The sequence below is a fragment of the Mesorhizobium sp. M0808 genome, assembly GCF_040320025.1.
Classification (GTDB): domain Bacteria; phylum Pseudomonadota; class Alphaproteobacteria; order Rhizobiales; family Rhizobiaceae; genus Mesorhizobium.
Map to the genome: position 1 here is coordinate 1 of NZ_JAMYOX010000008.1, position 25,066 is coordinate 25,066.

Consider the following 25,066-nt stretch of genomic DNA (forward strand, 5'->3'; position numbering starts at 1 on the left):
TCGCGAACCCCACCTTGGCCAGCGGCCGCAAGGACCGTGCTCAAAGGCCGGACATATGGACGCAAGCGATCGAAAACGACGCAAAACAACCGTTGCAGGCAGGGCGCCGTCCACATATGGATCCCAGGGTCTCCGCGACGGAGCTCCGCTCCTGCTTCGCCCTGGGATGACGAAGTTCGGGGGCTTCAGCCAATCGCGAATGGGCTGGAGTAAACCTCCTCCTCACCAGGCACGTGACAAGCGCCTCCGCGTCGACTATATCAGCCCTCATGATCAACCTGACCGCCACCTATTGGTACTTTATGAGCTCGCTGGCGGCGGGAGGATTGCGCTCGATCTGAAGATTGCAGCAACAATATCCGAACAGCCGCCAGACCTGGCGGCTTTTTTGTTTCAGCCGGCAGGTCTCCCAATCAGGAGCATAAGCCGTGTTGACGACCACAGACGATGTTCGGGTCAAAGAAATAAGGGAATTGAGCACGCCGGACGAGGTGATGCGGGAGATACCGCGCAGGCTGACGGCGACGCGCACCGTTGCCGCGTCACGCAATGCGATCCACGCCGTGCTGACCGGCACAGACGATCGGCTGGTGGTCGTCGTCGGCCCCTGTTCGATCCACGACCCGGCCGCCGCCGTAGACTATGCCAGCCGTTTGGCATCGCTGCGTGAAAACCTGTCGGACCGGCTGGAGATCGTGATGCGGGTTTATTTCGAGAAGCCGCGCACGACGGTCGGCTGGAAGGGCCTGATCAACGATCCCGACCTCGACGGCAGCTTCAACATCGACAAGGGTCTGCGGATGGCCCGCAACGTGCTCTCGGCGGTTAACAATCTCGGCCTTCCCTCAGCGACCGAGTTCCTCGACATGACAACTCCGCAATACATTGCCGACCTCGTCGCCTGGGGCGCGATCGGCGCACGCACGACAGAGAGCCAGATCCATCGCGAGCTCGCATCGGGCCTCTCCTGCCCGGTCGGCTTCAAGAACGGCACTGACGGCAATCTGCGGATTGCCGCCGAGGCGGTGAAGTCCGCCGCCCAGCCGCATCATTTCATGGCGGTGACGAAGGGCGGGCGCAGCGCCATCGCGACGACCACCGGCAACGAGGACTGCCACGTCATCCTGCGCGGCGGCATTGCGCCCAACTATGACGCGGCAAGCATAGCTGCTGCCTCCGCTGAACTCGGCCGGATCGGCGTGGCACCGCGGCTGATGATCGATGTCAGCCACGCCAACAGCAACAAGAAGCCGGAAAACCAGCCGCTGGTGGCGGCTGACGTGGCGGGCCAGATCGCGGCGGGCGACGAGCGCATCATCGGCATCATGATCGAGAGCAATCTGGTCGCCGGCCGGCAGGAGGTCGTGCCCGGCAAGCCGCTTGTCTATGGCCAGAGCATCACCGATGGCTGTATCGACTGGGAAACCACCGAAACGGTGCTGCACGGCCTTGCCGACGCCGTCGAGCAGCGCCGGTCGGCGCGACGCGCCATGATCGCTGGCCGTCCGGGAGCCGCCTGAGGCAGCCAATGCCGGCCCTGTCCCTTCTCCCCTTGTGGGAGAAGGTGGATCGGCGCGCAGCGCCGAGCCGGATGAGGGGTGCTGGAAGAAACTTGGCGTAAAATATTGAGGGATTTTAAGCGGTTATTTCTTCGCTGTAGCGATCCGTCAACACCCCCTCATCCGACCGAGCTTCGCTCGGCCACCTTCTCCCACAAGGGGAGAAGGGGCTTATTACCGCACCTCCACCCAGCGCTGTTCCGCGAACGAGCGCGCCATCGCGTGCACCGTGCGCTCGATCTCCAGGCCTTCGTCGAAATCGATGATCCGCGCCGGCTTGCCGGCAAGTCGCGTCAACAGTTCCCGGCATTCGATAATCTTGAGGTCATTAAAGCCAAGGCCGTGGCCGGGCGCCGGCAGGAAGGCGTCATAAGGCTTATGATGCGGCGCCACCAGGATGGTGCGATAGCCTTGCTCGGTCGGCCGGTCGGCCGTCAGATAGAGTTGGAACTCATTCATCCGCTCCTGGTCGTACAGGATCGAGCCCTTCGAGCCAAAAATCTGGATGGCGATCCGGCCTTTGCGGCCCCAGGCCGAACGGTTGACCAGCAGCGTGCCGGCGATGCCGTTTTCGAGATGCATCAGGATGCTGGCGATGTCGTAGGTCTCGACCGCGCGGCGCCCGCCCGAGGCGACGCGGCGGTCGGCATAGGGTCTGGCCATGTCGCACATGACGCGGGCAACGCGGCCGAACAGTACGGCGATGAGCGACAGCGGATGCACGGCGAAATCGTCGAGCGCGCCGTAACCGGACGCCGCCTCGTGCTTCCAGAAGAACAGCGCCTCCGGATCGGCCATGAAGTCCTCGTCCATCTCGATACGCAGATGGTTGACCTCGCCGATGATCTTCTCGTCGAGCAGCGCGCCGATATGGCGGATCGCTGGGTTCTGAATATAGTTATAGCCAAGCGCGGCGACCTTGCCGGACTTTTGGGCCGCCGCGGCCATTGCTTGCGCCTCGGCGAAGCTCGGCGCCATCGGTTTTTCACACCACAGATGCTTGCCGGCTTCGAGGATGGCGATGGCCATTTCCGGGTGGAACTGGTTCGGCGTGGTCAGCGAGATGACATCGACATCCGGGTCGTCGACGACGGCGCGCCAGTCACCGGACGCCTTGGCGAAGCCGAATTCGCTGGCACGGCGTTTGGCAAGATCCTCGTTGACCTCGCCCAGATGGACCAGCCTTGGCTTGGCCACATCGGGAAAGACGGTGCCGACCGCGTTCCAGGCAATGGCGTGGCACTTGCCCATGAAACCCGTGCCGATAAGACCTACCCCGACCATCCGCTTGCCTCCCTGTGTGCAAAATTTGTGTGGATGAATTAGTCCATTTTGTCTGGAGATGGAACGCTTGTCTCATTTTTTATGGTGTTCTTGCACAGGCCCGCTATGATGGGGCACAGAGGGAACCAGACGATGAGCCTGGGCGGAGCGACGATGGACGAACGGGTGCCGCGCGATTTCGAGACGCTGCGGGCGACGATCCTGGAGCGGCGCCACAGCTTGCCGAAACGTATCGCCCAGATCGCCGCCTATGCGCTCGACAACCCAGACGATATCGCCTTCGGCACCGCTGCCAGCATCGCCGCTTCCGCCGGTGTCCAGCCTTCGACCCTGATCCGCTTTGCCCAGCAGCTTGGTTTTGATGGTTTCACCAGCCTGCAGTTGGTGTTTCGCGAGCGCCTGCGCGAGCGCAACTCATCCTATGATGAAAGGCTGGCGGCATTGCGCGCCAAGGCCGAGGAAGGCGCCGGCCACCGCGCGATTTTCGACGGTTTTGTTGCCGCAGCCAGTACCTCGCTCAACGACATTTCGCGCACGCTGAATGAAGACCATTTCGAAGATGCAATCACCGTGTTGGCCAAGGCCGAAACCATTTACGTGCTGGCCAAGCGGCGCTCCTACCCGGTCGCCTCCTATATCGCCTATGCATTGGGCAAGCTCAAGATCCGCAACCAGCTGATCGAATCGGCCGCCGGCCTCAATGCAGAGATGATCGGCTTTGCCTCTCCAAGGGACGCCGTGATCGCCATCAGCTTTTCGCCCTATGCCCCGGCCACCATCGAGGAGGCGCGCGTCATTTCGGAGCAAGGCGTGCCGATCGTGGCGATTACCGACAGCTCCTTTTCGCCACTCGCCCAATTCGCCAGGATCTGGTTCGAGGTCGCCGAGGCCGATTTCGCCGGCTTCCGCTCGCTGTCGGCGACGATGGCTTTGGCTATGGCGCTGACCGTCGCGGTCGGCGAGAAGCGGCGCGATACTGGCAAGAAGCGCAAGCCTTAGATCACCTCTATTGCGGTTTCGCCTTCTGCCGAAAGCCGCGCTGCGTCGCGGGCAGGCGGCGACCCGAACTGGCGGGCATACTCCCGGCTGAACTGGGAAGCACTCTCATAGCCGACGGCGAAGGCGACACGTGCGACGTTGCCCGGCTGGGCAATCAGCAGATGGCGGGCTTCCAGCAAGCGGATTTGCTTTTGATACTGGATTGGGCTCATGGCCGTCGCCGCCTTGAAGTGACGATAAAACGCAGCACTGCTCATACGGGCAATCTCGGCCAGATCGCCGACCCGGACCGGCTGATGGGGATGCGAACGGATCCAGGCGATCGCCCGGCCAATCCGGGACAGATGGCCATCGGCGCGCGCAAGTTCACGAAGCTTTCCGCCTTGGGGGCCTTGCAGGAGCCGAAACAGCATCTCTCGCTCGATCATGGTCGCGAGCACGGGAATCTCCGCTGGCCGGTCAAGCAGCCGCATCATTCGACGCAACGCGTCGAGCAGATCGTCATCAGCGGGAGAGGTGGAGAAACTGTCGCCACTGAGGGCCGGCGCGTGTTCGACGAGGAGCGCGGCGACGGCCTGCAGGTCAAGGGTCAAGCCAATGGCCAGGTAAGGACGCGCCGCGCTCGCTTCGATTATCTGGCTGATGGTGGGCGTCTCGACAGTATAGATGAAATAGCTGGCCGGATTGTAACGAAGAGCCCGGTCGCCGATCAGAACCGTCTTCGCGCCCTGCAGTACGAATAAGATCCCCGACCCCCACACCCCTGACAATGGCGGCGTGGCGACTTCGCTGCGGCCGATCGAAACGCGGGGAACCGCCGTTCTTGTTCGTCGCCCGCGCGCATGGCGGCTGGCGATCTCGATCAACTCCTGCAGCGCTTCGCTCATTGCGCCAGCATCGCGCATTCGCACCGGCGGCGCAACAGCGTGAGAGGATTAGGCAAGAGCTGGAGAGTTTCCGGCGCGCAACGCCCGCTGCCTCGCACCATTTGTGGGTCTTCCACAAGAAAAATGGAGACACCGATTATGAGAACATCGAAAAGCGCGCTGGTGACCGGCGCCAACAAGGGTATAGGCCGTGAAATCGCCCGGCGACTGGCGACCATGGGCTTCAAGGTCTGGCTCGGCGCCAGGAGCGCCGAACGCGGCATGGCGGCGGCGCAGGCATTGCGCGCCGAAGGCCTCGACGTGGAGTGGCTTGAGCTGGACGTCACGCGGGATGACAGTGTGAAGGCGGCAGCCGAGGCATTCAGGCAGGCCAGCCCCTGCCTCGACGTGCTGGTGAACAATGCCGGCGTCGCCATCAATTACGACCTGCCGCCGAGCCAGCAGCGGATCGCCGACATCCAGGCCACCTACGACGTCAATGTCTTCGGCCCGATCCGCGTGACCCAGGCATTCCTGCCGCTGCTGCTAGCAGCACCTGCTGCCCGGATCGTGATGGTGAGCAGCTCCACCGGGTCCATCGGCCGGGCGCTCGATCCCGCCACTGCGAACCACGCCGTTAACATGATGGGCTACGGCAGCTCCAAGACAGCCTTGAATGCCATCACGGTGGCGTTCGCCAGGGAGCTCGCGCCCCAAGGCATCAAGATCAACGCCGCGGCGCCCGGCTACACTGCCACCGATCTCAACGGGTATAAAGGTCACCGCACGGTGCAGCAGGCGGCCGAGATCGTCATTCACCTGGCGACCTTGGACGCCGATGGCCCGACCGCCGGGTACTTCAACGATGATGGCCCGCTTCCTTGGTAAATCAGCTGGTTTCAGTGGTAGACACTTGACGTTCGTCTGACTTCAAAGTTTCTGAACGCGCGAGCCTTGCACAGCACTTTTCAGCCTTGGGAATGCTCGTTCCATATTGACTATGGATTGGAATTATTATTTCATATTGCCGGCGCCACGCTGCCGCTCGCGCGTGTTACCCAAGACAACAAAGCCGATGGGAGGTTTGAATGGGCGAAGCCGTGGAAGCGAAATATTCGCCGCTCGACATCATCACCATCGGCCGCGCTTCCGTCGATCTCTATGGTCAGCAGATCGGCTCGCGCCTCGAGGACATTACTTCCTTTGCCAAGTCGGTCGGCGGCTGTCCGGCCAATATCGCGGTCGGTACTGCCAGGCTCGGCCTGCGCTCGGCGCTGCTCACCCGCGTCGGCAATGAGCAGATGGGCCGCTTCATCCGCGAGCAGCTGACCCGCGAGGGCGTTTCGGTCCAAGGCCTCAAGACCGATCCGGAGCGGCTGACCGCCCTGGTGCTGCTGTCGGTCGAGGATGAAGGCGTCTCGCCGATGATCTTCTATCGCAGCGATTGCGCCGACATGGCGCTTTCGAAAGACGATATCGATGAGGCGTTTATCGCTTCGGCACGCGCGGTCGTCGTCACCGGCACGCATTTTTCACGGCCCAACAGCGACGCCGCCCAGCGCAAGGCGATCCGTGTCATGAAAGCCAAGGGCGGCAAGGTGGTGTTCGACATCGACTACCGCCCCAACCTCTGGGGTCTCGCCGGCCACGCCGAAGGCTTCGAGCGCTATGTGAAATCCGACCGCGTCTCGGCGCAGTTGAAGACGGTGCTGCCCGATTGCGATCTCATCGTCGGCACCGAAGAGGAAATCATGATCGCCTCGGGCGCAGACGATTGCCTGAGCGCGCTGAAAACCATCCGCTCGCTGTCGGCGGCAACCATCGTGCTGAAACGCGGCGCCATGGGCTGCATCGTCTATGACGGGCCGATCAGCGACGACCTCGAGGACGGTATTGTCGGCAAGGGATTTCCAATCGAGGTCTACAATGTGCTCGGCGCCGGCGACGCCTTCATGTCGGGCTTCCTGCGCGGCTGGCTCGGCGAGGAAGGCCTGGCGACGGCGGCGACCTGGGCCAATGCCTGCGGCGCCTTTGCCGTGTCGCGGCTGCTCTGCGCACCGGAATACCCGACTTTCGAGGAATTGAATTTCTTCCTGAAAAACGGCAGCAAGCATCTGGCGCTGCGCAAGGACGAGGCGATCAATCACATCCATTGGGCGACCACGCGCCGGCGCGACATCCCCTCGCTGATGGCGTTCGCCTGCGACCACCGCGTCCAGCTGGAGGATGTCGCGGCAAAAGCCGGCGCCGATCCGTCGCGAATCCCAGCTTTCAAGGTGCTGACGGTCAAGGCTGCGGCCAAGGTCGCGGCTGGCCGCGCCGGCTACGGCATGCTGCTCGACGAAAAATACGGACGCGAGGCGATGTTCGAATTCGCCCACCATTCCTTCGCCTGGCTCGGCCGGCCGGTCGAGTTGCCGGGTTCGCGACCGCTTCGCTTCGAGTTCTCGCAAGACATAGGTTCGCAACTGACCGAATGGCCGGTCGACCACTGCATCAAGTGCCTGTGCTTCTATCATCCCGACGATCCCGCGGCGCTGAAGAGCGAACAGCAGCAGAAACTGCGCGCTTTGTTCGAGGCCGCGCGGAAAGTGGGCAGAGAACTTCTGGTCGAGATCATCGCCGGCAAGCACGGCAGGCTCGACGACATGACCATCCCGCGCGCGCTCGAGGAACTCTACGCACTCGGCATCAAGCCCGATTGGTGGAAGCTCGAACCGCAGGCATCGGCCGGCGCATGGGCAAAGATCGAGGCGGTGATCCTGAAGAACGATCCGTGGTGCCGCGGGATTGTGCTGCTTGGCCTCGAAGCGCCGCAGGACGAATTGGAAGCGGCCTTTGCTGCCACCGCCAAGGCGTCTATCGTCAAGGGCTTTGCCGTCGGCCGCACCATCTTCATCAACGCGGCCGAACAATGGCTTGCCGGCAAGATGTCAGACGATGAAGCGGTTGCCGACATGGCATCTCGCTTCGAGAGACTGACCGAGGCATGGCTTGCGGCGCGCGGCCGCAAAGCAGCATAAGAAGGCGCGGCATAAGGACTGCGGAGGACCCGACATGACCAAGACAATCCGCCTGACGATGGCGCAGGCGCTGACCCGCTTTCTTGCTCGACAGATGACCGAGATGGACGGGAAGAAAGTGCCGATCTTCGGCGGCGTCTGGGCGATCTTCGGCCACGGCAATGTCGCCGGCGTCGGCGAGGCGCTCTACCAGGTTCGCGACGAACTGCCGACCTTCCGTGCCCATAACGAGCAGGCAATGGCGCATGCGGCGATCGCCTACGCCAAGGCCAATTTCCGCCGTCGCTTCATGGCCGCGACCAGTTCGATCGGCCCCGGCGCGCTCAACATGGTGACCGCTGCGGCACTTGCGCATGTAAACAGGTTGCCTGTCCTGTTTCTGCCCGGCGACGTCTTCGCCAATCGCATTCCCGATCCCGTCCTGCAGCAGGCCGAGGATTTTTCCGACGGCACGGCGACGGTCAATGACTGCCTCCGCCCGGTGTCGCGCTATTTCGACCGCATCACGCGGCCGGAGCAGATCATGCCGGCGCTCAACCGCGCCATGCAGGTGCTGACCGATCCCGCCGAATGCGGCCCGGTGACGCTGGCGCTGTGCCAGGACGTGCAGGCCGAGGCCTATGACTACCCCGAGAGTTTCTTTGCCGAGCGACTCTGGACGCCGCGACGGCAGCGCCCGGACCGCAACGAACTGGCGGCCGCAGTCGCGGTACTCAAAGCGGCGAAAAAGCCGCTGGTGATCGCGGGCGGCGGCGTACTCTATTCGCAGGCGTCCGAGGAGCTGGCAAAACTGGTGCAAGACACCGGCATTCCGGTCTGCGAGACGCAAGGCGGCAAATCCTCGCTGCCAGACGATCATCCGCTGAACATGGCTGCGGTCGGCGTTACCGGCACCTCGGCGGCCAACAGGCTGGCCGAAGAGACCGACGTCGTGCTTGCCGTCGGCACCAGACTGCAGGATTTCACCACCGGCTCCTGGGCGCTGTTCAAGAATGCCGGCAAGACCCTCATCGGGCTCAATGTCCAGCCTTTTGACGCCGGAAAGCACCAGGCGCTGCCGCTGGTCGCCGATGCGGCGGAAGGGCTCGCCGAACTCGCTGCGGCGCTGAAAGGCTGGAAAGCCCCTTCAGACTGGACCGACAATGCGATTAGCGGCAAGAAGGAATGGCAAGCGGATGCCGACAAGGTGACGGCGTCGACCAATGCCGCCTATCCGTCCGACGCGCAAGTGATCGGCGCAGTACAGCGCGCCATGGGCTCCGGCGTGGTACTGCTTCATGCCGCCGGCGGCTTGCCCGGCGAATTGCACAAGCTATGGCAGGCGGGCGCGCCCGGCTCCTATCACGCAGAATACGGCTTCTCGACAATGGGCTACGAAATCGCCGGCGGGCTTGGCGTCAAGATGGCCAAGCCGGACGAAGAGGTCGTGGTGATGATCGGCGACGGCTCCTATCTGATGCTCAATTCCGAGATCGCGACCTCGGTGATGCTCGGCCTCAAGCTGACCATCGTGCTGCTCGACAACCGCGGCTATGGCTGCATCAACCGGTTGCAGATGGCGACCGGCGGCGCCAACTTCAACAATCTGCTGAAGGACGCCCGTCACGAAACCTTGCCCGAGATCGACTTCGCCGCGCATGCTGCGAGCATGGGTGCGATTGCCGAAAAAGTGCCATCGATCGCCGGGCTGGAAACGGCGCTGGCGCAAGCGAAGAAGAACACGCGAACGACCGTGCTGGTCATCGACACCGACCCGCTGGTTTCGACCGAGGCCGGTGGAAGCTGGTGGGATGTCGCAGTGCCGGAAGTCTCGGCACGGCCGCAAGTGAATGCGGCGCGCAAGAAATATGAGGAAGCGCTGAGCGGGCGGGTTTCTTTAGCCATCCGCGAACGCGCCTCGAATGTCTGAAACTGGAGTGACGACTTGAAAGCCAAACTGGGCATGTCCCCCATTGCATGGTGGAACGACGATCTTGCCGAACTCAGCGATGATGTGTCGCTGGAGGAGTGCCTGCGCCAGTCGCGCTCGGCTGGCTTTACCGGAATGGAAATGGGCCGCCGCTTTCCCAACGATCCGCAAATCATGCTGCCGATCCTGAAAGAGGCCGACGTGACGCTTTGCGGCGGCTGGTTCTCGGGGACGCTGGTCGACGAAGACATGGCGAAGAACAAGGATCGTATCCAGCCGATGATCGACCTGTTCAAGGCGGTGAACGCGCCCTGCATCGTCTATGGTGAAGTCGGCCGCTCCATCCAGGGCGACCGCTCGAAGCCGCTCGCCAGCAAGCCCAGGCTTTCGGACGAGGAAATGAAAGCCTACGCCCGGCGGCTCACGCAGTTCGGCGAATGGTGTGCAGAGCAAGGCATGCGGCTCTCCTACCATCATCATATGGCGGCAGTAGTTGAGACCGAGCCAGAGCTAGATGCCTTCATGCGCTATTCGGGAGAAGGCATTCCATTGCTGCTCGACGCGGGTCACCTGGCCTTTGCCGGCGGCGATGTGCTGCGCGCTATTGATAACCACCACCCGCGCATCAACCATGTGCATGTGAAAGATGTGCGCATGGAGGTGATCGCGGGACTGGATCGCGAGAAGCAATCGTTCCTCGACGCGGTGGCACTTGGCGCCTTCACCGTGCCGGGAGATGGCTCGCTGGATTTTGGCGCCATCGTCCAGAGGCTCGCCGACCATGGCTATGAAGGCTGGTTCGTGGTCGAGGCCGAGCAGGATCCGAAGAAGAACCCGCCGCTCAAGATGGCGCAGGTCGGCTACAAGGAATTGATGCGGGCTATGACGGCGGCCGGCTATACGGTGGAGACACAGGGCTTTCCCAATGCTTGAGGCTCGCGAGGAAAGGTGTTGATCCGATGAAAGACTCCGAGCACCCGTTTTTCCGGCCGCTGTGGCGGCGCGTTGCCGTTGTCGCGGTCTGCCTGGTCTGGTCGGTGATCGAATTCGCTACGGGCACACCGTTCTGGGGCGTGATCGCGCTCGGCTTCGCCGGCTATGCCGTCTGGCAATTCTTCTATCTCTACAAGCCGGCTGACGAGGACAAGCCATCGGCAGACGCCAAACCGAAGGAATGACCATGTCGAAGCTGCTCGTCAAAGCCAATAAGGGCCACGGCCGCATCGCCCATGTGACGCCGCAAAGCGCCGGCTGGACCTATGTCGGCTTCGATCTGCATCGGCTCAGGCCCGGCGAGAGCGCTTCCGGGCAAACCGCGGATCGTGAGGTCTGCCTGGTGTTCGTCACCGGCAAGGGCAAGGCCAAGGCCGGCGGCAAGGATCTCGGCTTGCTCGGCGAACGCATGTCGCCGTTCGAGGGCAAGCCGTGGTCGGTCTATGTGCCGCAGGGGTCGGAGTGGTCGGTGAGCGCCGATACCGATCTCGAACTTGCCGTCTGTTCGGCGCCAGGACTGGGCGGCGGTCTGCCGGTCCGTGTCATCGGGCCCGACGATCTCGGCCAGGAGGTTCGCGGCAAAGGCACCAACACGCGCTATGTCACCAACATCCTGCCGGAGGGCAAGCCGGCCGATTCCTTGCTGGTGGTGGAGGTCATCACACCCGGCGGCCACACATCGAGCTATCCGCCGCACAAGCACGACCAGGACAATCTGCCGGCTGAATCCTATCTCGAGGAGACCTATTACCACCGTCTCAACCCGCCACAGGGCTTTGCTTTCCAGCGCGTCTACACCGATGCCGACGAGAACGGTGCTCGTTCGCTCGACGAGGCGATGGCGATCGAGGATGGCGACGTCGTGCTGGTCCCCAAGGGTTATCACCCCTGCGCAGCCTGCCACGGCTATGATCTCTATTATCTCAACGTCATGGCCGGACCGAAGCGGACGTGGAAATTCCACAACGCGCCCGAGCACGAATGGCTGATGAAGGCCTAACAGGTTTTTCGCTTCGCCTTCATCCGCTGGTCCAAGGCGAAAAAATCGTCGGCTAATGACCCGCCTGGACAACTTTGTTATCAGAAGCAATCACCAGCTTCGTCATTTCGTCATGCAAATCGCCTATGGGCAGCGGGGCTGACGAGGAACTTCGATGCGCTACGCGATCTATTTCACCCCCCGACAAGACGAACCGCTGGCACGGATCGCCGCCAACTGGCTCGGCCGCGACCCATTCGGTGCCGCCACAAAGCCGGTCGAGGCTGCGGGCGAGTTGTCGGCGGCAGAAGTTGCCTTCCATACCGCCTCGGCGCGCCGCTATGGCTTTCATGCGACACTGAAGGCGCCCTTCAGACTGGCCTCCACCGAGACGGAAACCTCGCTTCGTGCAGCACTCGACGATTTTGCCGAGGCGACGCCGGTGGTTACGATCCCGCGCCTCGTCGTCAGCCAGATCGACGGCTTCTTCGCGCTGTTGCCGGAAGCACCGCTGCCGGCGCTCAACCGCTTCGCCGACGACGTGGTGCGCGACTTCGACCGCTTCCGCGCGCCGTTGACGGAAGCCGAGATCGAACGGCGCAGCCCCGATTCGCTGAAGCCCGACGAGTTCCGCAATCTCTGCCAGTGGGGCTATCCCTATGTCTTCGAGACGTTTCGCTTCCATATGACGCTGTCCGGCCGGGTGTCGTCACAGGAAAGCCCTCGTCTTCGCCTAGCAATCGACAGCCTGTTTGCGGACGTGCTGCAACGGCCGGTGGCGGTGGACGCGCTGACGCTGTTTGTGGAAACTGAACCGGGCGCACCGTTCATGGTGCTGTCCCATCACGCGCTCGGGCGCCGCCCGGCCAGAAGAACTGCCTGACCAGAAGAACTGCCTAAATGACTATTTGTTCTAACCGCATTTGTACGACGCCAATTGGTTCCAGTTGGCTGCAAAATCCTGCAAGGACTGCTTGAAATGACCGCCGAGACTGTTCTTGACAACGCCCGGATCGTGCTCGCCGACCAGATCGTCGAAGGGTCGATCGTGCTGCGCGACGGCATGATCGCCGCCATCGATGCCGGACCCGGCCGCAGCGGCGAGGACATGGGCGGCGACTTCATCATCCCTGGCCTGGTCGAGCTCCACACCGATCATCTCGAAGGCCATTACGCGCCGCGGCCGAAAGTGCGCTGGAACCCGATCGCAGCTGTGCTCGCGCATGACGCGCAGGTGGCGACCGCCGGCATCACCACCGTGCTCGACGCTTTGCGTGTCGGCATGGACGAGGATGCCGACCTGACGGCCGCCGACATACGCAAGCTGGCCGACGCGATCGAGGACAGCGTGCAGCAGGACCGGCTCAGGGCCGACCATTTCCTCCATCTGCGTTGCGAGGTTTCGGCGCCGGACTGCCTCACGGCCTTCGCCAATTTCGACGGCGACGAGCGGGTCAGGCTGGCGTCGCTGATGGACCATGCGCCCGGACAGCGGCAATTCGTCGATCTCGAAACCTATGCCTATTATTACCAGCGCAAGCTGAAGCTGACCGATCGCGATTTCCAGAAATTCTGCGAAAAGCGGATGGCGGAATCGGCGAAGAACTCGAGCCCGAATCGCAGCTTCATCGCCGCTGCCTGCCAAGAGCGCGGCATCGTGCTCGCCAGCCATGACGACGCGACCGTCGGCCATGTCGACGAAGCGATCGAGCAAGGCGTCCGTGTCGCCGAGTTCCCAACCACCGAGGAGGCGGCTCGGGCTTCGAAAAAGGCAGGGCTCGGCGTTTTGATGGGCGCGCCGAATGTCATGCGCGGCGCTTCGCATTCGGGCAATGTCTCGGCCCGCACGCTGGCCGGCGATGGCCTGCTCGATATCCTGTCGTCGGACTACATTCCCTTCAGTCTGATCCAGTCAGCCTTCTTCCTCGGCGACGTGGTCGAGGGCATTTCCTTGCCACAGGCGGTGGCGATGGTCTCGAAGAACCCGGCCGAGGCGGTCGGCCTCACCGATCGCGGTGTCATCGAGCCCGGCCGGCGCGCCGATCTGGTTCGCGTGCGCGTCGACGACCATGTCCCGGTCGTCCGCACGGTCTGGCGGCAGGGACGCCGAGTCGCATGATGGTGTCGGCATCGGTCGAGCGTGAATTGTCCGCTACGGGATTTCCGATCCGCGACGGTGTCTTCGTCGCCGTCGTCGGGCCGAGCGGTGCCGGCAAGGACACGGTGATCGGCTATGCGCGCGCCGTGTTTGCCGACGAGAGCCGGCTGGAGTTCGTGCGCCGGGTGATCACCCGGCCGAGCGATGCGGCCACCGAGGATCACGACACGCTCGCCGACGTTGCCTTCGTCGAGGCCGAAGCGGATGGCGCCTTCGCGATTTCCTGGGAGGCGCATGGCCTGCGCTATGGCATCCCGGCCGAAGTCGATTGGTCGGTCTCAAACGGCCGTGTCGCGATCGCCAACGTCTCGCGCGCGATCATCCCGGCGCTGCGGGAGCGCTACGCCAATCTGGCTGTCGTCGAGATCACGGCTACACCGGATATCCTGGCCGAGCGGCTGGCATTGCGCGGTCGCGAATCGCGCGGCGAAGTGCTGGCACGGCTGGCGCGCAGTGCCAATGTCGCGCTGTCCGGACCGGGTGTCACCTCGATCGACAATAGCGGCCCTCGTGAAGCCGCCGGCGAGCGCTTCGCCGAGGTGCTGCGCAAGGCCATGGCCTTCTCCGACATGTCGGGCCTTATCTAAAGTAGCGCCCATCCGATGCATTCGGTATGGGCGCTACTTGTCTAACCGATATCTTTTTGGAAACCGGTATCCACTTTTCGGGATTATGGCCTCATGCGGCGTGCCGGTCCCGACCAGCGTGACGAGTATCCGTGGCAGTGGTTGTCGAAGGCTTCGCTGGCGCATCCGCTGGTGTGTCCAGAACTGCAACGTGGTGCCGATACACCATCTCCCAGCCCTTCCAGCCGGTGAACAGCAGTATGCAGACCACTATGAACGACAAGAGCACACCCCATGGGCGGACCGCGGCTTCGGCGCCTTGCGCATAGCGAAGGTAGAAATTGATCAGTGCCACAACGACCGCGGTCAAGTTGCCCAGCATGTGGTATCAGGCGTCGGACAAGGCGCGAATGCGCGGCTCGTTGAGGAAGTCGATAAAACCGGCTGTCGCAGCGAGAAGGGCCATTACTATGGCTGCCCCGATCAGCCACATCGATGCTCGTGCCCAGAAGGCATCGGCAGTCCCCCAGAAAACCAGGTCGGTGACAAACGCACCGACAAGAAACGCGACAGGAAAAGGTATCAGCATCGGGTGGAGGGGGTGAGTTCCTACTTTGGCGGTACTAACTGGATTCGTGGGCATGGAACGCCTCCGCGTAGCAAAGCTTAAATAAACGCTCAGATACGGGTTTTCGTTCCAAATAGAGACCGACCTGAACTGCTGTCGCGAAGCTCCGGCTGACTCTTTCACGCCACCTGCCATGGCAGTCGGCGTATTTCATCCAGCTATTTTTGCGTCACTCAGCGGCAGCACCCGCCACGCCCTTGCGTGTGGCTTCCAGCATCCGCCGCCGCGCCCTGAACACGCCCCATTGCTGGTCGACCAGCACGCCGATGAGGATCACCCCGCCCATGACGGCGAAGTTGAGCGAGGACGGGATGCCGAGCAGGTTGACGAGGTTCTGCAGCTCCTGCAGCAGCACCGTGCCGAGCAGGACGCCGATCAGCGAGCCTTCGCCGCCACGCAGCGAGAAGCCGCCGAGCACCGCGGCCGCGATGGCATAGAGCTCGTAGAACTGGCCGTGGCTCGCCGGCGAGATCGAGCGTGTGTACATGGCGAAATAGATAGCCGACAGCGCCGTCAGCACGCCGCAGATGACATAGGCGGCCATGACGATACGGCCGGTGCGGATGCCGGAATATTTTGCCGCTTCCTCGTTCTTGCCGATGGCATAGAGATAGCGCCCGAACACCGACCGGTGCAGCACCACCCACATGACGACGGCGATGACGATCAGCGCGATGAAGCTGTTCGGCACGCCCCAGGACCGCCCCGCCGTCAGGAACTCGAGTTCCGGGAAGTTCTGTCCGAAGGCAAAGCCGGCGGTGCCGTCGGCGGTGTAGAATCGCGCCACGCCGCGATAGATCAACAGGCCGCACAAAGTCACCACGAAAGGCTGCAATTTGAGCCGGGTGATCAGCCAGCCATGCGCCAGCCCGATGATGCCGCCGAGCACCAGGATCAGCGGCAGGGCGACCGGCCAGGCCATGCCGCGCGTGGCGATGAAGTCGATGAACAGCACGCCGAGCAGCGCAACCACCGAGCCGACCGACAATTCGATGCCACCGGTGATGATGACGAAGGCTTGGCCAATCGACAGGATGCCGAACAACCCGATCAGGTTCGAGGTGTTGGCGAGATTGATCGGCAGCAGGAAGCGTGGGTTGATGATCGCCACCACCGCGCCGACCACCAGGATCAGGATCAGCAGGCCGAGATCTTTCTTGCTCATCGTCTTCTCCCAGTGCCTGCGAACTACTTCGGCTGCTTGCCGACCGCCAGCAGCAGCACGTTTTCCTGGCTGAACCGGTCCTTGTCGAGAATGCCGGAGATCTGGCCTTCATGCATGACGGCAATGCGGTCGGAAACGCCGATCACCTCCTCCATGTCGCTGGAGATCATCAGCACGGCGACGCCGGCATCGGCCAGCGCCCGCATTAGCCCGTAGATCTCGGCCTTGGCGCCGATGTCGATGCCGCGGGTCGGCTCGTCGAGGATCATCACCTTCGGCTTCATCGCCAGCCATTTGGCCAGCACGACCTTTTGCTGGTTGCCGCCCGACAGCGTGCCGGTGCGCGTCTGGACGGAGGGCGCCCTGATGCCGAGATTGGTCTTCTGCTTCTCGGCGGTGGCGGATTCCGCGCCGGCCGAGACCAGCGAGCGCCGCGAATGCGCCGGCAGATTGGGCAGCGAGATGTTCTGGGCAATCGACAGGTCGAGCAGGATGCCGGTCAGCTTGCGATCCTCGGGGACGAGGAAAATACCGTTGGCCACTGCGTCCGCGGCCGAACCAAGAACCAGATCTTTTCCGTCAAGCTGGAACGAGCCGCCAAAGCTCTTGTCGATGCCAAACAGGACGCGCGCCAGCTCCGTCCGACCGGAGCCGACGAGACCGGCGAGGCCGAGGATCTCGCCATGCCTGACATCGAGGTCGACGGGCCGGTCGGGATAGGCAGCGGTGCGAATGGCCTTGACCGACAGCGCGACAGAGCCCGGCGGGCGCGCCGATTCTGCGGCCTTCTCCCTCTCCTTCAGCATGCGGCCGATCATCAGCTTGACCATCTGGTCGTGATTGATGGCGCTCTTCGGCAAGGTTCCGGCGAGCATGCCGTCCCTGAGCACGACGACGCGGTCGGCGACGCGCTCGACCTCGTGCAGGCGGTGCGAGATGAAAATGACGCTGATGCCGTCTGCCTTCAGCGCCTTGATGACACCGAGCAGCTTGTCGGTTTCTGCGATCGGCAGGCTCGATGTCGGTTCGTCGAGGATGACCAGCCGCGCCTCGATCGACAGCGCCTTGGCGATCTCGACCATTTGCTGCTGGGCCAGCGACAGCGCCGACACCGGCGTATCGGCCGAGAAATTGGCGCCCACGCGTTTGAGCAGCGGCGCCGCCAGCGCTCGCAGCCTGGCGCGGTCGACCAGCCTGAACGGGCCGGCGCGCAGCGGTTCGCGGCCGAAGAAAATATTGGCGGCGACGTCGAGGTTCTCGAACAGGTTGAGTTCCTGGTGGACGAAGGCGATGCCCGAACCGATGCTGGCTTCGACGGTCAGACTGTCATGGGCGACGCCATCGACGGTGATGGTGCCGGTGTCCGGCCGGGTCACGCCGCCGAGGATCTTCATCAGCGTCGATTTGCCGGCGCCGTTTTCGCCGACCAGGCCGATGACCTCGCCGGGCCTGACCTCGATCGAGAACCCGTCCAGCGCGACAACGCCGGGATAAGTCTTGCGCACGCCGTCGAGGCTCAGGAACGGAGCGGCCGTGGATGCAACGATGGATGGGTCGGAATAATTCATCACGCCTGACAGCAGCCGGTGAGCCGTTTTGGCCTCAGACTGACGGGCCTTGCGAGGCGCGTCAATAGAATCGCCGGCTCAGGGCGAACCCTTGAGCCGGCGCAACTTATTCGCTCAATTTCCCGACATCGCCTTGAGGTTGGCGGCGTAGGCGTCGACATCGTCCTTGCCGATGATCTTGGTCGGCACGATGATCAGGCCATCGGCGGGAACGCCCGACTTGTCGCCCTCGAGATAGGCAGCCATCAGCTTCATGCCCTGATAGGCCCATTCGAAGGGTTGCTGCACGACGGTGGCGGCGACGGTACCTTCCTTGACGCCGCCCAGCGTGATCGGATCGTCGTCGAAGCCGACGACGGTGATCTGGCCGAGCTTGCCGGCATCGCGCAGCGCTTCATAGATGCGCGGCGTGTTGTAGGAGTAGAAGCCGACCATGCAGGTGACGTCGGGGCTGGCGACCAGCGCGTCCTCGACGTTCTTCTTGGCGCGGGCCTGATCGATGTCGTCGCCACGCACGTCGACCAATTCGATCTTGGTGCCCGCGAGGCCGTCCTTCATGCCCTGGATGCGCTCCTTGGCATTGTCGGCGCCGAGCAGGCCAACGAAGCCGAGGCACTTGCCGCCGTCGGGCATTGCCTTCTTGGCGATCTCGGCCGCCTGCTTGCCGGCATCGACATTGGACGAGCCGATATAGGCGACACGCTTGGTCTGCGGCGCGTCGCTGTCGGTGGTGAACAATGCCGTCTCCGAGGCGATCTTGTTCAGCCCGTCGGTCGACGTCTTGGGGTCCACCGCCGAAACCATGATCCCCTTCACGCCGGCCGTCACCAGATCGTCCATCAGGCGCTGCTGTATGGCGACCGAGGACTGTTCCGGATATTTGAGCTCCAGACTATAGTTGGGCAGTTCGCCTTGAGCCTTCTTGACGCCGGCTTCGGCCGCCTTCCAGAAATCGGAAGCGCCGTTGACGACGAAGGCCAGCGTCGGCTTGTCGTCGGCGCGCGCAATTGCCGTGACGGACAGGCCGAGCAGCAGGGCCGCGGCGGCGACGGACGTATTTCGTATCACAGATTTCATGTTCAACCTCCCATTTGAATCAGTCGTGTCGCTGATGTGAATTTGCGGATTGCGGCTTGGACGCCCCTCCTCCTCAAGGGTTCCGGCAGCGAAAGAACGGCGCCAATCCAGCCACGATGCAAACTCTAGACACTCGTTTGCGGTTAGTAAATAGTCCGATTTGTCTGACATTTTCGTGATTGCGCGACGCATTTACGCCGGCCCGAGAGCCGCCAGACATCGCGTCGCACGCTCGATTTGCCGCGCCCAGCATGATCCATGCCGGGCATGACAAATTGACTTTAGAACGTTGCGAGTTATTAGTAAACAGTATTAGTTTCTTGGTTGGAACGTCGCTTGCCATGAGCGGCAAGGCCTTGGCCGCCGCGTGGAGCAGAGAGGCGCCAGGGGATCGAGCGGACCGTCGATGGCTTGCGCAGCGGCAGAAATCCGCGAGAAATCAAGCTTTGTGGCGAGATTGTCGTTTGCGCCGCCGTATGGCGGGCGATGGGATTCGATTGATAATAATGATAAATTTGATTTCCGTTTATAAACGCGGCATGTCGGACCGGCTTGCCGCCCGCGACGCGATCCGGTTAGACGGGCCGGGGTGGGAAACATGAAACCATGAGCGAACCGACGGATCTCAGCGATCCCGATGTCTCCAGGCGGCGCAAGCCGTCGGGGAAAAACCCCAAGGGCCGCGTTACCATGACCGACATCGCCAGGGCGGCAGGCTGTTCGCAGGCGACGGTTTCGTTCGTGCTCAACAACACGCCGGGCATCAGGCTGTCGCAGCAAACCCGAGAGCGGGTGATCGAGACGGCGCGAACGCTGGGCTATTCGCCGCCCGTGTTTTCTGCCTTGCGAGCCCCGGTTGCAGCATTCGACGGGCTGGATGGCGTGATCGGCTTCGCCGTCGACCAGTTGGCGACCAGCCCGGAGGCGGTCGTCGCCATTGAAGGGGCGCGGCAAGCCTCGTGGAACGCCGGCAATGTAGTGTTGGTGGCGCAGACCATGGGCGACGAGGTGATGGAGCCCCGGGCCATCGCGGCACTGACCAAGCGGGGCATTTCGGCACTGATCTACATGACCATTTTCACCCGCGAGATCGTCGCGCCGGACTATCTCTACGGCCTCGACATTCCGGTCATCCTGCTCAACTGCTACACCGCCGACTATGCCTTCCCCGCCGTGGTGCCGAGCGAGATCGCCGGCGGCCAGAGCTCCACCCGCCACTTGATCGGCCATGGCCACCGGCGCATCGCCACCATCACCGGCGAGCCCTGGATGCAAGCGGCGCAGGACCGGCTGAAGGGCTACCGCCGGGCGCTGGCGACGGCCGACATTCCGTTCGACCCGGCGCTGGTCGTCGAAGGCGACTGGTCGGCGAGCGCCGGCTATGCCGCGACCGTCAAGCTCTTGGCGCTGAAGGACCGGCCGACCGCGATCTTCTGCCAGAACGACCGCACCGCGATCGGCTGCTACGAGGCGCTGAAGGAGGCCGGCCTGCACATCCCCCGGGATATTTCGGTGATCGGTTATGACGACGAGGAGATCGCGCGGCATCTGTTCCCGCCGCTGACGACGTCGATCCTGCCGCATATGGCGATGGGACAATGGGCGATCGAGCAGCTCGAAGTCCCCGCTGCTCCCGGTCGTGGCCGCTATCCCATCACCAAGCTCGAATGCCCGCTGGTGGAGCGGGAGTCGGTTGGCGCTCTGGCGGGCTGAGGCGAGAGCGCCGGCGATCGACAATGGCACAGGCTTGACATCGGGCCCGGCATATACCCGATTGATTTCATGAGATTGCAAAGCTGCTACAATTTTCAGGACTTCCGCCGGCTGGCAAAACAGCGCCTGCCAGGTCCGATCTTCAATTATATCGATGGCGGCGCGGACGACGAGACGACGCTGCGGCGCAACACGGCGGCGTTCGAGGACTGCGATCTCGTCCCCAACGTCCTTGCCGGCGTCGGACAGGTCGACATGTCGGTCACCGTCATGGGCCAGAAGCTGGCGATGCCGGTCTATTGTTCGCCGACGGCTCTCCAGCGACTGTTTCACCATAGCGGCGAGCGCGCCGTCGCCGCGGCGGCGGAGAAGTTCGGCACGATGTTCGGCGTCTCGTCGCTCGGCACGGTCAGCCTGGAGGAAGTCCGCAAGCACAGGACGCCGCAGGTCTATCAGTTCTATTTCCACAGGGATCGCGGCCTGAACCGCGCCATGATGGAGCGCGCCAAGACGTCCGGCGTCGACGTGATGATGCTGACGGTCGACAGCGTCACCGGCGGAAACCGCGAGCGTGACCTGCGGACCGGCTTTTCCATCCCCTTTCGGCTTACGCTCGGCGGCATGATGCAGTTCGCGATCAAGCCGAGATGGGCTATCGACTATTTGACGCACGAAAAGTTCAGCCTGCCGCAGTTGGACGGCCATATCGATCTCGGCGGCGGAGCGCTTTCCATCAGCCGCTATTTCACCGAGATCCTCGAGCCGTCGCTGGATTGGAAGGACGTCGAAGACATGGTCCGCTTCTGGAACGGCCAGTTTTGCCTGAAGGGGATCATGAGCGTCGCCGATGCCAGAAAGGCGGTCGACATCGGCTGCACCGGTATCGTTCTGTCAAATCATGGCGGCAGACAGCTGGACGGCTCGCGCAGCCCCTTCGACCAACTGTCGGAGATTGCCGACGCGGTGGGCGACAAGATAGACGTGATCATCGACAGCGGCGTCCAGCGCGGCACGCATGTGCTGAAGGCCCTGTCGTTGGGCGCCAAGGCCGTCGGCGTCGGGCGCTACTATCTCTTCCCGCTGGCAGCCGCCGGACAGGCCGGCGTCGAACGGGCGCTCGGCCTGATGCGAACCGAGATCGAACGCGACATGCGGCTGATGGGATGCAGGTCGGTGGCAGAGCTTTCCAGGGGGAATGTGCGGTTTAGGTAATAGAGCCGGGAAGTGGCGCACGGCATAAGCTTTTCGAAGTGCGAAACTATACCGACCTGCCGCTGCTCCTGCCGTCCGTTTCGAAGACAGCCTCGCCGGAAACAGCATCCGTATATCCGCCCTCAAGCTGCTGCAACGTATGGCGGAACCGATCAAGATTGCCCAGCATTTTGTGCCTGGCATCGACCATGTGCTGAAAAGTGTCCCACTCTCCAATCGAGAAGAAGGCGCCATCTCCCGATTTGATGAGAGCCATTTTTCGCAATCCCTCGAAATTGCGCGGAGCGCTGCTGAATAGTTCGACGAATTCGTCTTCACTACCCGGCTTGACCCGGAAGCGGACGCTGTTGAATGCCGTCATGTACGTTCCCCCGTGAAAGAACTGAAAACCTCGAATATGCGAGGCCCTAACGCGCCTCGAACCCTTCGAACAGGTGTACAGGAAAATCGGAAGGTTGGCTTCAGTCACCTCTGGCCGAAAGCCCCGTTTCTGGCGCTATTTTGCCAGGAAGAGGACGACGCTCGATCTCAATCGGTACGCCCTTCCGACCGGCAATGAAAACGCGCTGTTAACGCCGTTCGCGGGTGACAGGATGTTGGCCGCAGTTCGAAGGTATAATCTGCGTCTCGCTGTCAGTTGCGGAGGCGAAAATGAATTTGCTTCGGATTGCGCTCTTGTGCACGGCCATGATCGACCTTGGAATGCCGGCCGTTCGCGCTGAGGATCGGCCTGTGCCGTAGAACAATAAAGCCGCAACAACGCAGCCGCCCGTTCATTGTGAAGGCCAAAATTGTCTCCCGCCGGCGAAAGATCCCGTGCAGGAATGCACTGGCCAGGATTGCACGCCAGGCCCGCCGACTGAACCGGGCCCGGAGATTAAGCAGGCCGACTGAGCAGCATTAGCTGACGATCCCCTTTTTGGCATGGATGGCGCTCAGCCCTCGCGACTTTCCGGCCACCGGTGGTAGATTCTGTTACCTATGTTCCCGGGGTAGGCATGGGTTTAATGGCGCGCCCGAAGAGATTCGAACTCCTGACCCCCAGATTCGTAGTCTGGTGCTCTATCCAGCTGAGCTACGGGCGCGCAACAGGCCATGCTTTGCATAGCCCCGCGATCCGATCCTGGCGACCGGCCGCGAATGTGAGCTGTTCCCTAGCGACTGAATTTGCGAAAAGCAAGCCGATCCTGGCCAAAAGTTTTGCCGTCATGTGCCGGCCGGCGAAGGCAAGATCGCGTCACGCGGCGGCCGAGCCGATAGGTCGTCGTCTTGGATCAGTCATTTGCCAATCGGAACGGCCCGTAACGAAACACGCCGTTGCACGGCGGCCGAGCCGACGGCTCGTAGTCTCGGACCAACCATTTGCGAATTGAAACGGTCCGTAACGAAACGGTTCGTTACGCCGGGCGGCGCAGACCGTTGCGGGCCTGGTCGAGCCGGACCGGCTGGTCGGGAATGGTGACCGCGAATGTGGTGCGGCCGCCGATGCTTTCGACCAGCTCCACCGTGCCGCCATGGGCGCGGATCAATTCATGGGCGATCGCCAGGCCAAGGCCGGTGCCGCCGCTGCGGGCCGAGCCGCGAAATGCCGCGAACAGGTTTTCTCGCGCCTTTGGCGGCAGGCCGGGGCCGGTGTCGGTGACGACGATGCGGCTGACGCTGCCGATGCGCTCGGCCGATATGGTCAGGCGGCGCACCACGGCGCTCTCGGTGTCGGCCGCCATCGCCTGCACGGCGTTGCGGCTAAGATTGGTGAGCACGCGGAACAGCTGGTCGGAATCGGCGTCGACCTCGAGCACCGGATCGACGGCGTTGACGAATTCGATGCCGCATTCGATGTCGAGCAGGCCCTGGACGTCCTCGACCAGCTGGCGCAGCCGCAGCCTGCGGCGCGACGGCGGCGGCTCCTGGGTGCGGCCATAGGCCAGCACGCCCTCCGAGTAGGACACCGCACGGTCGAGCGCGCGCAGCAGTTTTGGTGCGAAGGCCTGCACGGTCGGGTCCTTGACCTGGCGCAGGCGGTCCGACATCAGTTGCGCCGAGGCGAGGATGTTGCGCATGTCGTGGTTGATCTTCGACACGGCCAGGCCGAGATCGGCCAGGTGCTTCTGCTCGGTCAGCATCTTCTGCAGCCGCTCCTGCATCTGCGACAGCTCGCGTTCGGCGACGCCGATCTCGTCGGCCCGGGCGGCGGGGTGAATGATGCGGCCGGGGTCGTCGGGCGCCTCGGAAAAGGACAGCATCGAGCGTGTCATCGTCCTGATCGGGCCGATCATGATCAGGTCTATCGCGGCGTAGACCAGCATGGCGGTGAACAGCGAGATCAGCAGCGAGACGAAGGCGACGTTGCGCGAATAGATCAGCATGGCATTGCGCAGGCGGTGGTCGGGCATGATCAGCTCGAATTCTTTGTCGCTGTCGCCGACCGGCCCGAAAACGCGCAGCATCCGCTTGCCGCCGAAAAACAGCGTGTCCAGCGCGCCGGTCATACCCTCGATCATGCCGACATTGGCGATATCGATATGCTCGTCGACCTGCGGCGGCATTTCGGCCACGACCAGAAGCCGCGAGACGCCGCCGTCGCGCACGGCGATCGCCTTGGCGCCGATCGCCATCAGTACGTCGTTCTGGGCGGCACGCGACAGCGAGGCAGGTTCGCCCTGCACTAGGACGATGGAAACCGCGGCGGCGGTGCTCAGCCTCTCCTTCAGCCAACTCAGCCTGTAGCTGGCGATCCAGGGCACGAAGATGAGGATTTCGGCCAAGAGCACGAAGACGATGGTGAGCAGCAGCAACTTGGTCGACAGGCCGCGCGCCAGCGGCACCCTGCGGGTGGCCGCCTTCGCCTGGGCGATGCTTTCGTCGGTTGCTGGGACTTCACTCATGCTCGTCGTCACGGCTGCCTGTCATCACGGCTGCTTGTCTTAGGGACTGCTCGTCTTCACGATCGCTTGATCGGGTGAGATTAGGCGATTGCGGCTTTTTTGCCAAATTCATCCTTGGTCGAAGCCGGACAAAGGGCCGCAAGACTTCAATGCCGGTCCGACAATGCCGGCCCGACACGCTGGATTGACTTCCAAAACCCTTCTTTCTATAAGCCCGCTCACGCTCGGGCCATTCGTCCCGGCGCGGTTTCGATCGCGCCTAAACCGGCCCGGCAAAGCTCCTGTTACAAAGTGACAGAATCAAGAAGGGCCGCACCCCGCGGTATTTAAACAAATGAAGCGTACTTACCAGCCGTCCAAACTCGTCCGCAAACGCAGGCACGGTTTCCGCGCCCGCATGGCCACCAAAGGTGGCCGCGGCGTCGTCGCAGCCCGCCGCAACCGCGGCCGCAAGCGTCTCAGCGCCTGAGCACCAAGCGAGA

General features: G+C 62.8%; 21 protein-coding genes, 1 tRNA gene and 1 pseudogene. 14 read left to right on the plus strand and 9 right to left on the minus strand.

The annotated features are described in order from the left end of the window. The first annotated feature begins 428 nt into the window (after nucleotides 1-428). Complete coding sequence (locus NKI25_RS12580; protein ID WP_352588506.1) at nucleotides 429-1,520, plus strand: 3-deoxy-7-phosphoheptulonate synthase; 1,092 nt, start codon at nucleotides 429-431, stop codon at nucleotides 1,518-1,520. A gap of 213 nt (nucleotides 1,521-1,733) precedes the next feature. Here the strand turns inward: NKI25_RS12580 and NKI25_RS12585 are convergent, their stop codons facing one another. Beyond that, the gene (locus NKI25_RS12585) at nucleotides 1,734-2,843 is read right to left on the minus strand and encodes a Gfo/Idh/MocA family protein (protein ID WP_352588509.1); all 1,110 of its coding nucleotides are present in this window, start codon (nucleotides 2,841-2,843) and stop codon (nucleotides 1,734-1,736) included. Between the two features lie 153 nt (nucleotides 2,844-2,996). Here NKI25_RS12585 and NKI25_RS12590 point away from each other — a divergent pair, with 153 nt between their 5' ends. Continuing rightward, nucleotides 2,997-3,842, plus strand: a complete 846-nt coding sequence (locus tag NKI25_RS12590) for a MurR/RpiR family transcriptional regulator (RefSeq protein ID WP_352840022.1) — start codon at nucleotides 2,997-2,999, stop codon at nucleotides 3,840-3,842. On the opposite strand, the gene NKI25_RS12595 is transcribed toward NKI25_RS12590, so the two are convergent. Further along, nucleotides 3,839-4,729, minus strand: a complete 891-nt coding sequence (locus NKI25_RS12595) for an AraC family transcriptional regulator (protein ID WP_352839816.1) — start codon at nucleotides 4,727-4,729, stop codon at nucleotides 3,839-3,841. The two genes, NKI25_RS12590 and NKI25_RS12595, sit on opposite strands and share 4 nt — an antisense overlap. A 138-nt stretch (nucleotides 4,730-4,867) precedes the next feature. On the opposite strand from NKI25_RS12595, the gene NKI25_RS12600 reads away from it, so the two are divergent. The 9 genes from NKI25_RS12600 (at nucleotide 4,868) to phnN (ending at nucleotide 14,357) form a co-directional block, all read left to right on the plus strand. Beyond that, a complete protein-coding gene (locus NKI25_RS12600) occupies nucleotides 4,868-5,596 on the plus strand; it encodes an SDR family oxidoreductase (RefSeq protein WP_352691445.1) in 729 nt (242 codons plus the stop codon). Nucleotides 5,597-5,796: 200 nt separating this feature from the next. Further along, nucleotides 5,797-7,731: a bifunctional 5-dehydro-2-deoxygluconokinase/5-dehydro-2-deoxyphosphogluconate aldolase gene (locus tag NKI25_RS12605; protein WP_352691443.1), complete on the plus strand. Its 1,935-nt coding sequence runs from the start codon at nucleotides 5,797-5,799 to the stop codon at nucleotides 7,729-7,731. Nucleotides 7,732-7,765: 34 nt separating this feature from the next. After that, the gene (gene iolD, locus NKI25_RS12610; protein ID WP_352588519.1) at nucleotides 7,766-9,640 is read left to right on the plus strand and encodes a 3D-(3,5/4)-trihydroxycyclohexane-1,2-dione acylhydrolase (decyclizing); all 1,875 of its coding nucleotides are present in this window, start codon (nucleotides 7,766-7,768) and stop codon (nucleotides 9,638-9,640) included. 15 nt (nucleotides 9,641-9,655) lie between these two features. Continuing rightward, nucleotides 9,656-10,573, plus strand: a complete 918-nt coding sequence (gene iolE / locus NKI25_RS12615; RefSeq protein ID WP_352588522.1) for a myo-inosose-2 dehydratase — start codon at nucleotides 9,656-9,658, stop codon at nucleotides 10,571-10,573. Between the two features lie 26 nt (nucleotides 10,574-10,599). Beyond that, nucleotides 10,600-10,818 carry a DUF3329 domain-containing protein gene (locus tag NKI25_RS12620; RefSeq protein ID WP_254815905.1) on the plus strand — a complete coding sequence of 73 codons (219 nt, stop codon included), beginning with the start codon at nucleotides 10,600-10,602 and terminating at the stop codon, nucleotides 10,816-10,818. Between the two features lie 2 nt (nucleotides 10,819-10,820). Further along, on the plus strand, nucleotides 10,821-11,633 hold the full coding sequence (gene iolB / locus NKI25_RS12625; RefSeq protein WP_023677507.1) for a 5-deoxy-glucuronate isomerase: 813 nt from the start codon (nucleotides 10,821-10,823) through the stop codon (nucleotides 11,631-11,633). 154 nt (nucleotides 11,634-11,787) lie between these two features. Continuing rightward, nucleotides 11,788-12,495: a DUF1045 domain-containing protein gene (locus NKI25_RS12630; RefSeq protein ID WP_023677506.1), complete on the plus strand. Its 708-nt coding sequence runs from the start codon at nucleotides 11,788-11,790 to the stop codon at nucleotides 12,493-12,495. Nucleotides 12,496-12,591: 96 nt separating this feature from the next. Then, the gene (locus NKI25_RS12635; RefSeq protein ID WP_023677505.1) at nucleotides 12,592-13,731 is read left to right on the plus strand and encodes an alpha-D-ribose 1-methylphosphonate 5-triphosphate diphosphatase; all 1,140 of its coding nucleotides are present in this window, start codon (nucleotides 12,592-12,594) and stop codon (nucleotides 13,729-13,731) included. After that, on the plus strand, nucleotides 13,728-14,357 hold the full coding sequence (gene phnN / locus NKI25_RS12640; RefSeq protein WP_352464731.1) for a phosphonate metabolism protein/1,5-bisphosphokinase (PRPP-forming) PhnN: 630 nt from the start codon (nucleotides 13,728-13,730) through the stop codon (nucleotides 14,355-14,357). The genes NKI25_RS12635 and phnN overlap by 4 nt, the downstream gene beginning before the upstream one ends. 91 nt (nucleotides 14,358-14,448) lie before the next feature. On the opposite strand, the pseudogene NKI25_RS12645 reads toward phnN, so the two are convergent. The 4 genes and pseudogenes from NKI25_RS12645 to NKI25_RS12660 all read right to left on the minus strand — a co-directional run bounded on the left by NKI25_RS12645 (nucleotide 14,449) and on the right by NKI25_RS12660 (nucleotide 18,774). Then, a pseudogene (locus tag NKI25_RS12645) lies at nucleotides 14,449-14,979 on the minus strand (DUF2231 domain-containing protein). 154 nt (nucleotides 14,980-15,133) lie between these two features. Next, nucleotides 15,134-16,129, minus strand: coding sequence for an ABC transporter permease (locus tag NKI25_RS12650; protein ID WP_023677502.1), 996 nt, complete (start codon nucleotides 16,127-16,129; stop codon nucleotides 15,134-15,136). A gap of 23 nt (nucleotides 16,130-16,152) precedes the next feature. Next, nucleotides 16,153-17,697 carry a sugar ABC transporter ATP-binding protein gene (locus NKI25_RS12655; protein ID WP_352783755.1) on the minus strand — a complete coding sequence of 515 codons (1,545 nt, stop codon included), beginning with the start codon at nucleotides 17,695-17,697 and terminating at the stop codon, nucleotides 16,153-16,155. A gap of 114 nt (nucleotides 17,698-17,811) precedes the next feature. After that, nucleotides 17,812-18,774 (minus strand): sugar-binding protein, encoded by a 963-nt coding sequence (locus NKI25_RS12660; protein ID WP_352588525.1) that lies wholly within the window; start codon nucleotides 18,772-18,774, stop codon nucleotides 17,812-17,814. A 606-nt stretch (nucleotides 18,775-19,380) separates the two neighbouring features. On the opposite strand from NKI25_RS12660, the gene NKI25_RS12665 reads away from it, so the two are divergent. Continuing rightward, nucleotides 19,381-20,487: a LacI family DNA-binding transcriptional regulator gene (locus NKI25_RS12665; protein WP_352724651.1), complete on the plus strand. Its 1,107-nt coding sequence runs from the start codon at nucleotides 19,381-19,383 to the stop codon at nucleotides 20,485-20,487. A 69-nt stretch (nucleotides 20,488-20,556) separates the two neighbouring features. Continuing rightward, the gene (locus tag NKI25_RS12670) at nucleotides 20,557-21,699 is read left to right on the plus strand and encodes an alpha-hydroxy acid oxidase (RefSeq protein ID WP_352724652.1); all 1,143 of its coding nucleotides are present in this window, start codon (nucleotides 20,557-20,559) and stop codon (nucleotides 21,697-21,699) included. A 46-nt stretch (nucleotides 21,700-21,745) separates the two neighbouring features. Here NKI25_RS12670 and NKI25_RS12675 read toward each other — a convergent pair whose 3' ends face one another. The 3 genes from NKI25_RS12675 to NKI25_RS12685 all read right to left on the minus strand — a co-directional run bounded on the left by NKI25_RS12675 (nucleotide 21,746) and on the right by NKI25_RS12685 (nucleotide 24,584). After that, nucleotides 21,746-22,060: an antibiotic biosynthesis monooxygenase family protein gene (locus NKI25_RS12675; RefSeq protein WP_352701780.1), complete on the minus strand. Its 315-nt coding sequence runs from the start codon at nucleotides 22,058-22,060 to the stop codon at nucleotides 21,746-21,748. Between the two features lie 647 nt (nucleotides 22,061-22,707). After that, nucleotides 22,708-22,784, minus strand: a tRNA-Arg gene (locus tag NKI25_RS12680). A gap of 312 nt (nucleotides 22,785-23,096) precedes the next feature. After that, nucleotides 23,097-24,584: an ATP-binding protein gene (locus NKI25_RS12685; protein ID WP_352455990.1), complete on the minus strand. Its 1,488-nt coding sequence runs from the start codon at nucleotides 24,582-24,584 to the stop codon at nucleotides 23,097-23,099. 334 nt (nucleotides 24,585-24,918) lie between these two features. Here NKI25_RS12685 and rpmH point away from each other — a divergent pair, with 334 nt between their 5' ends. Further along, complete coding sequence (gene rpmH, locus NKI25_RS12690; protein ID WP_008833937.1) at nucleotides 24,919-25,053, plus strand: 50S ribosomal protein L34; 135 nt, start codon at nucleotides 24,919-24,921, stop codon at nucleotides 25,051-25,053. Nucleotides 25,054-25,066: the final 13 nt, after the last annotated feature.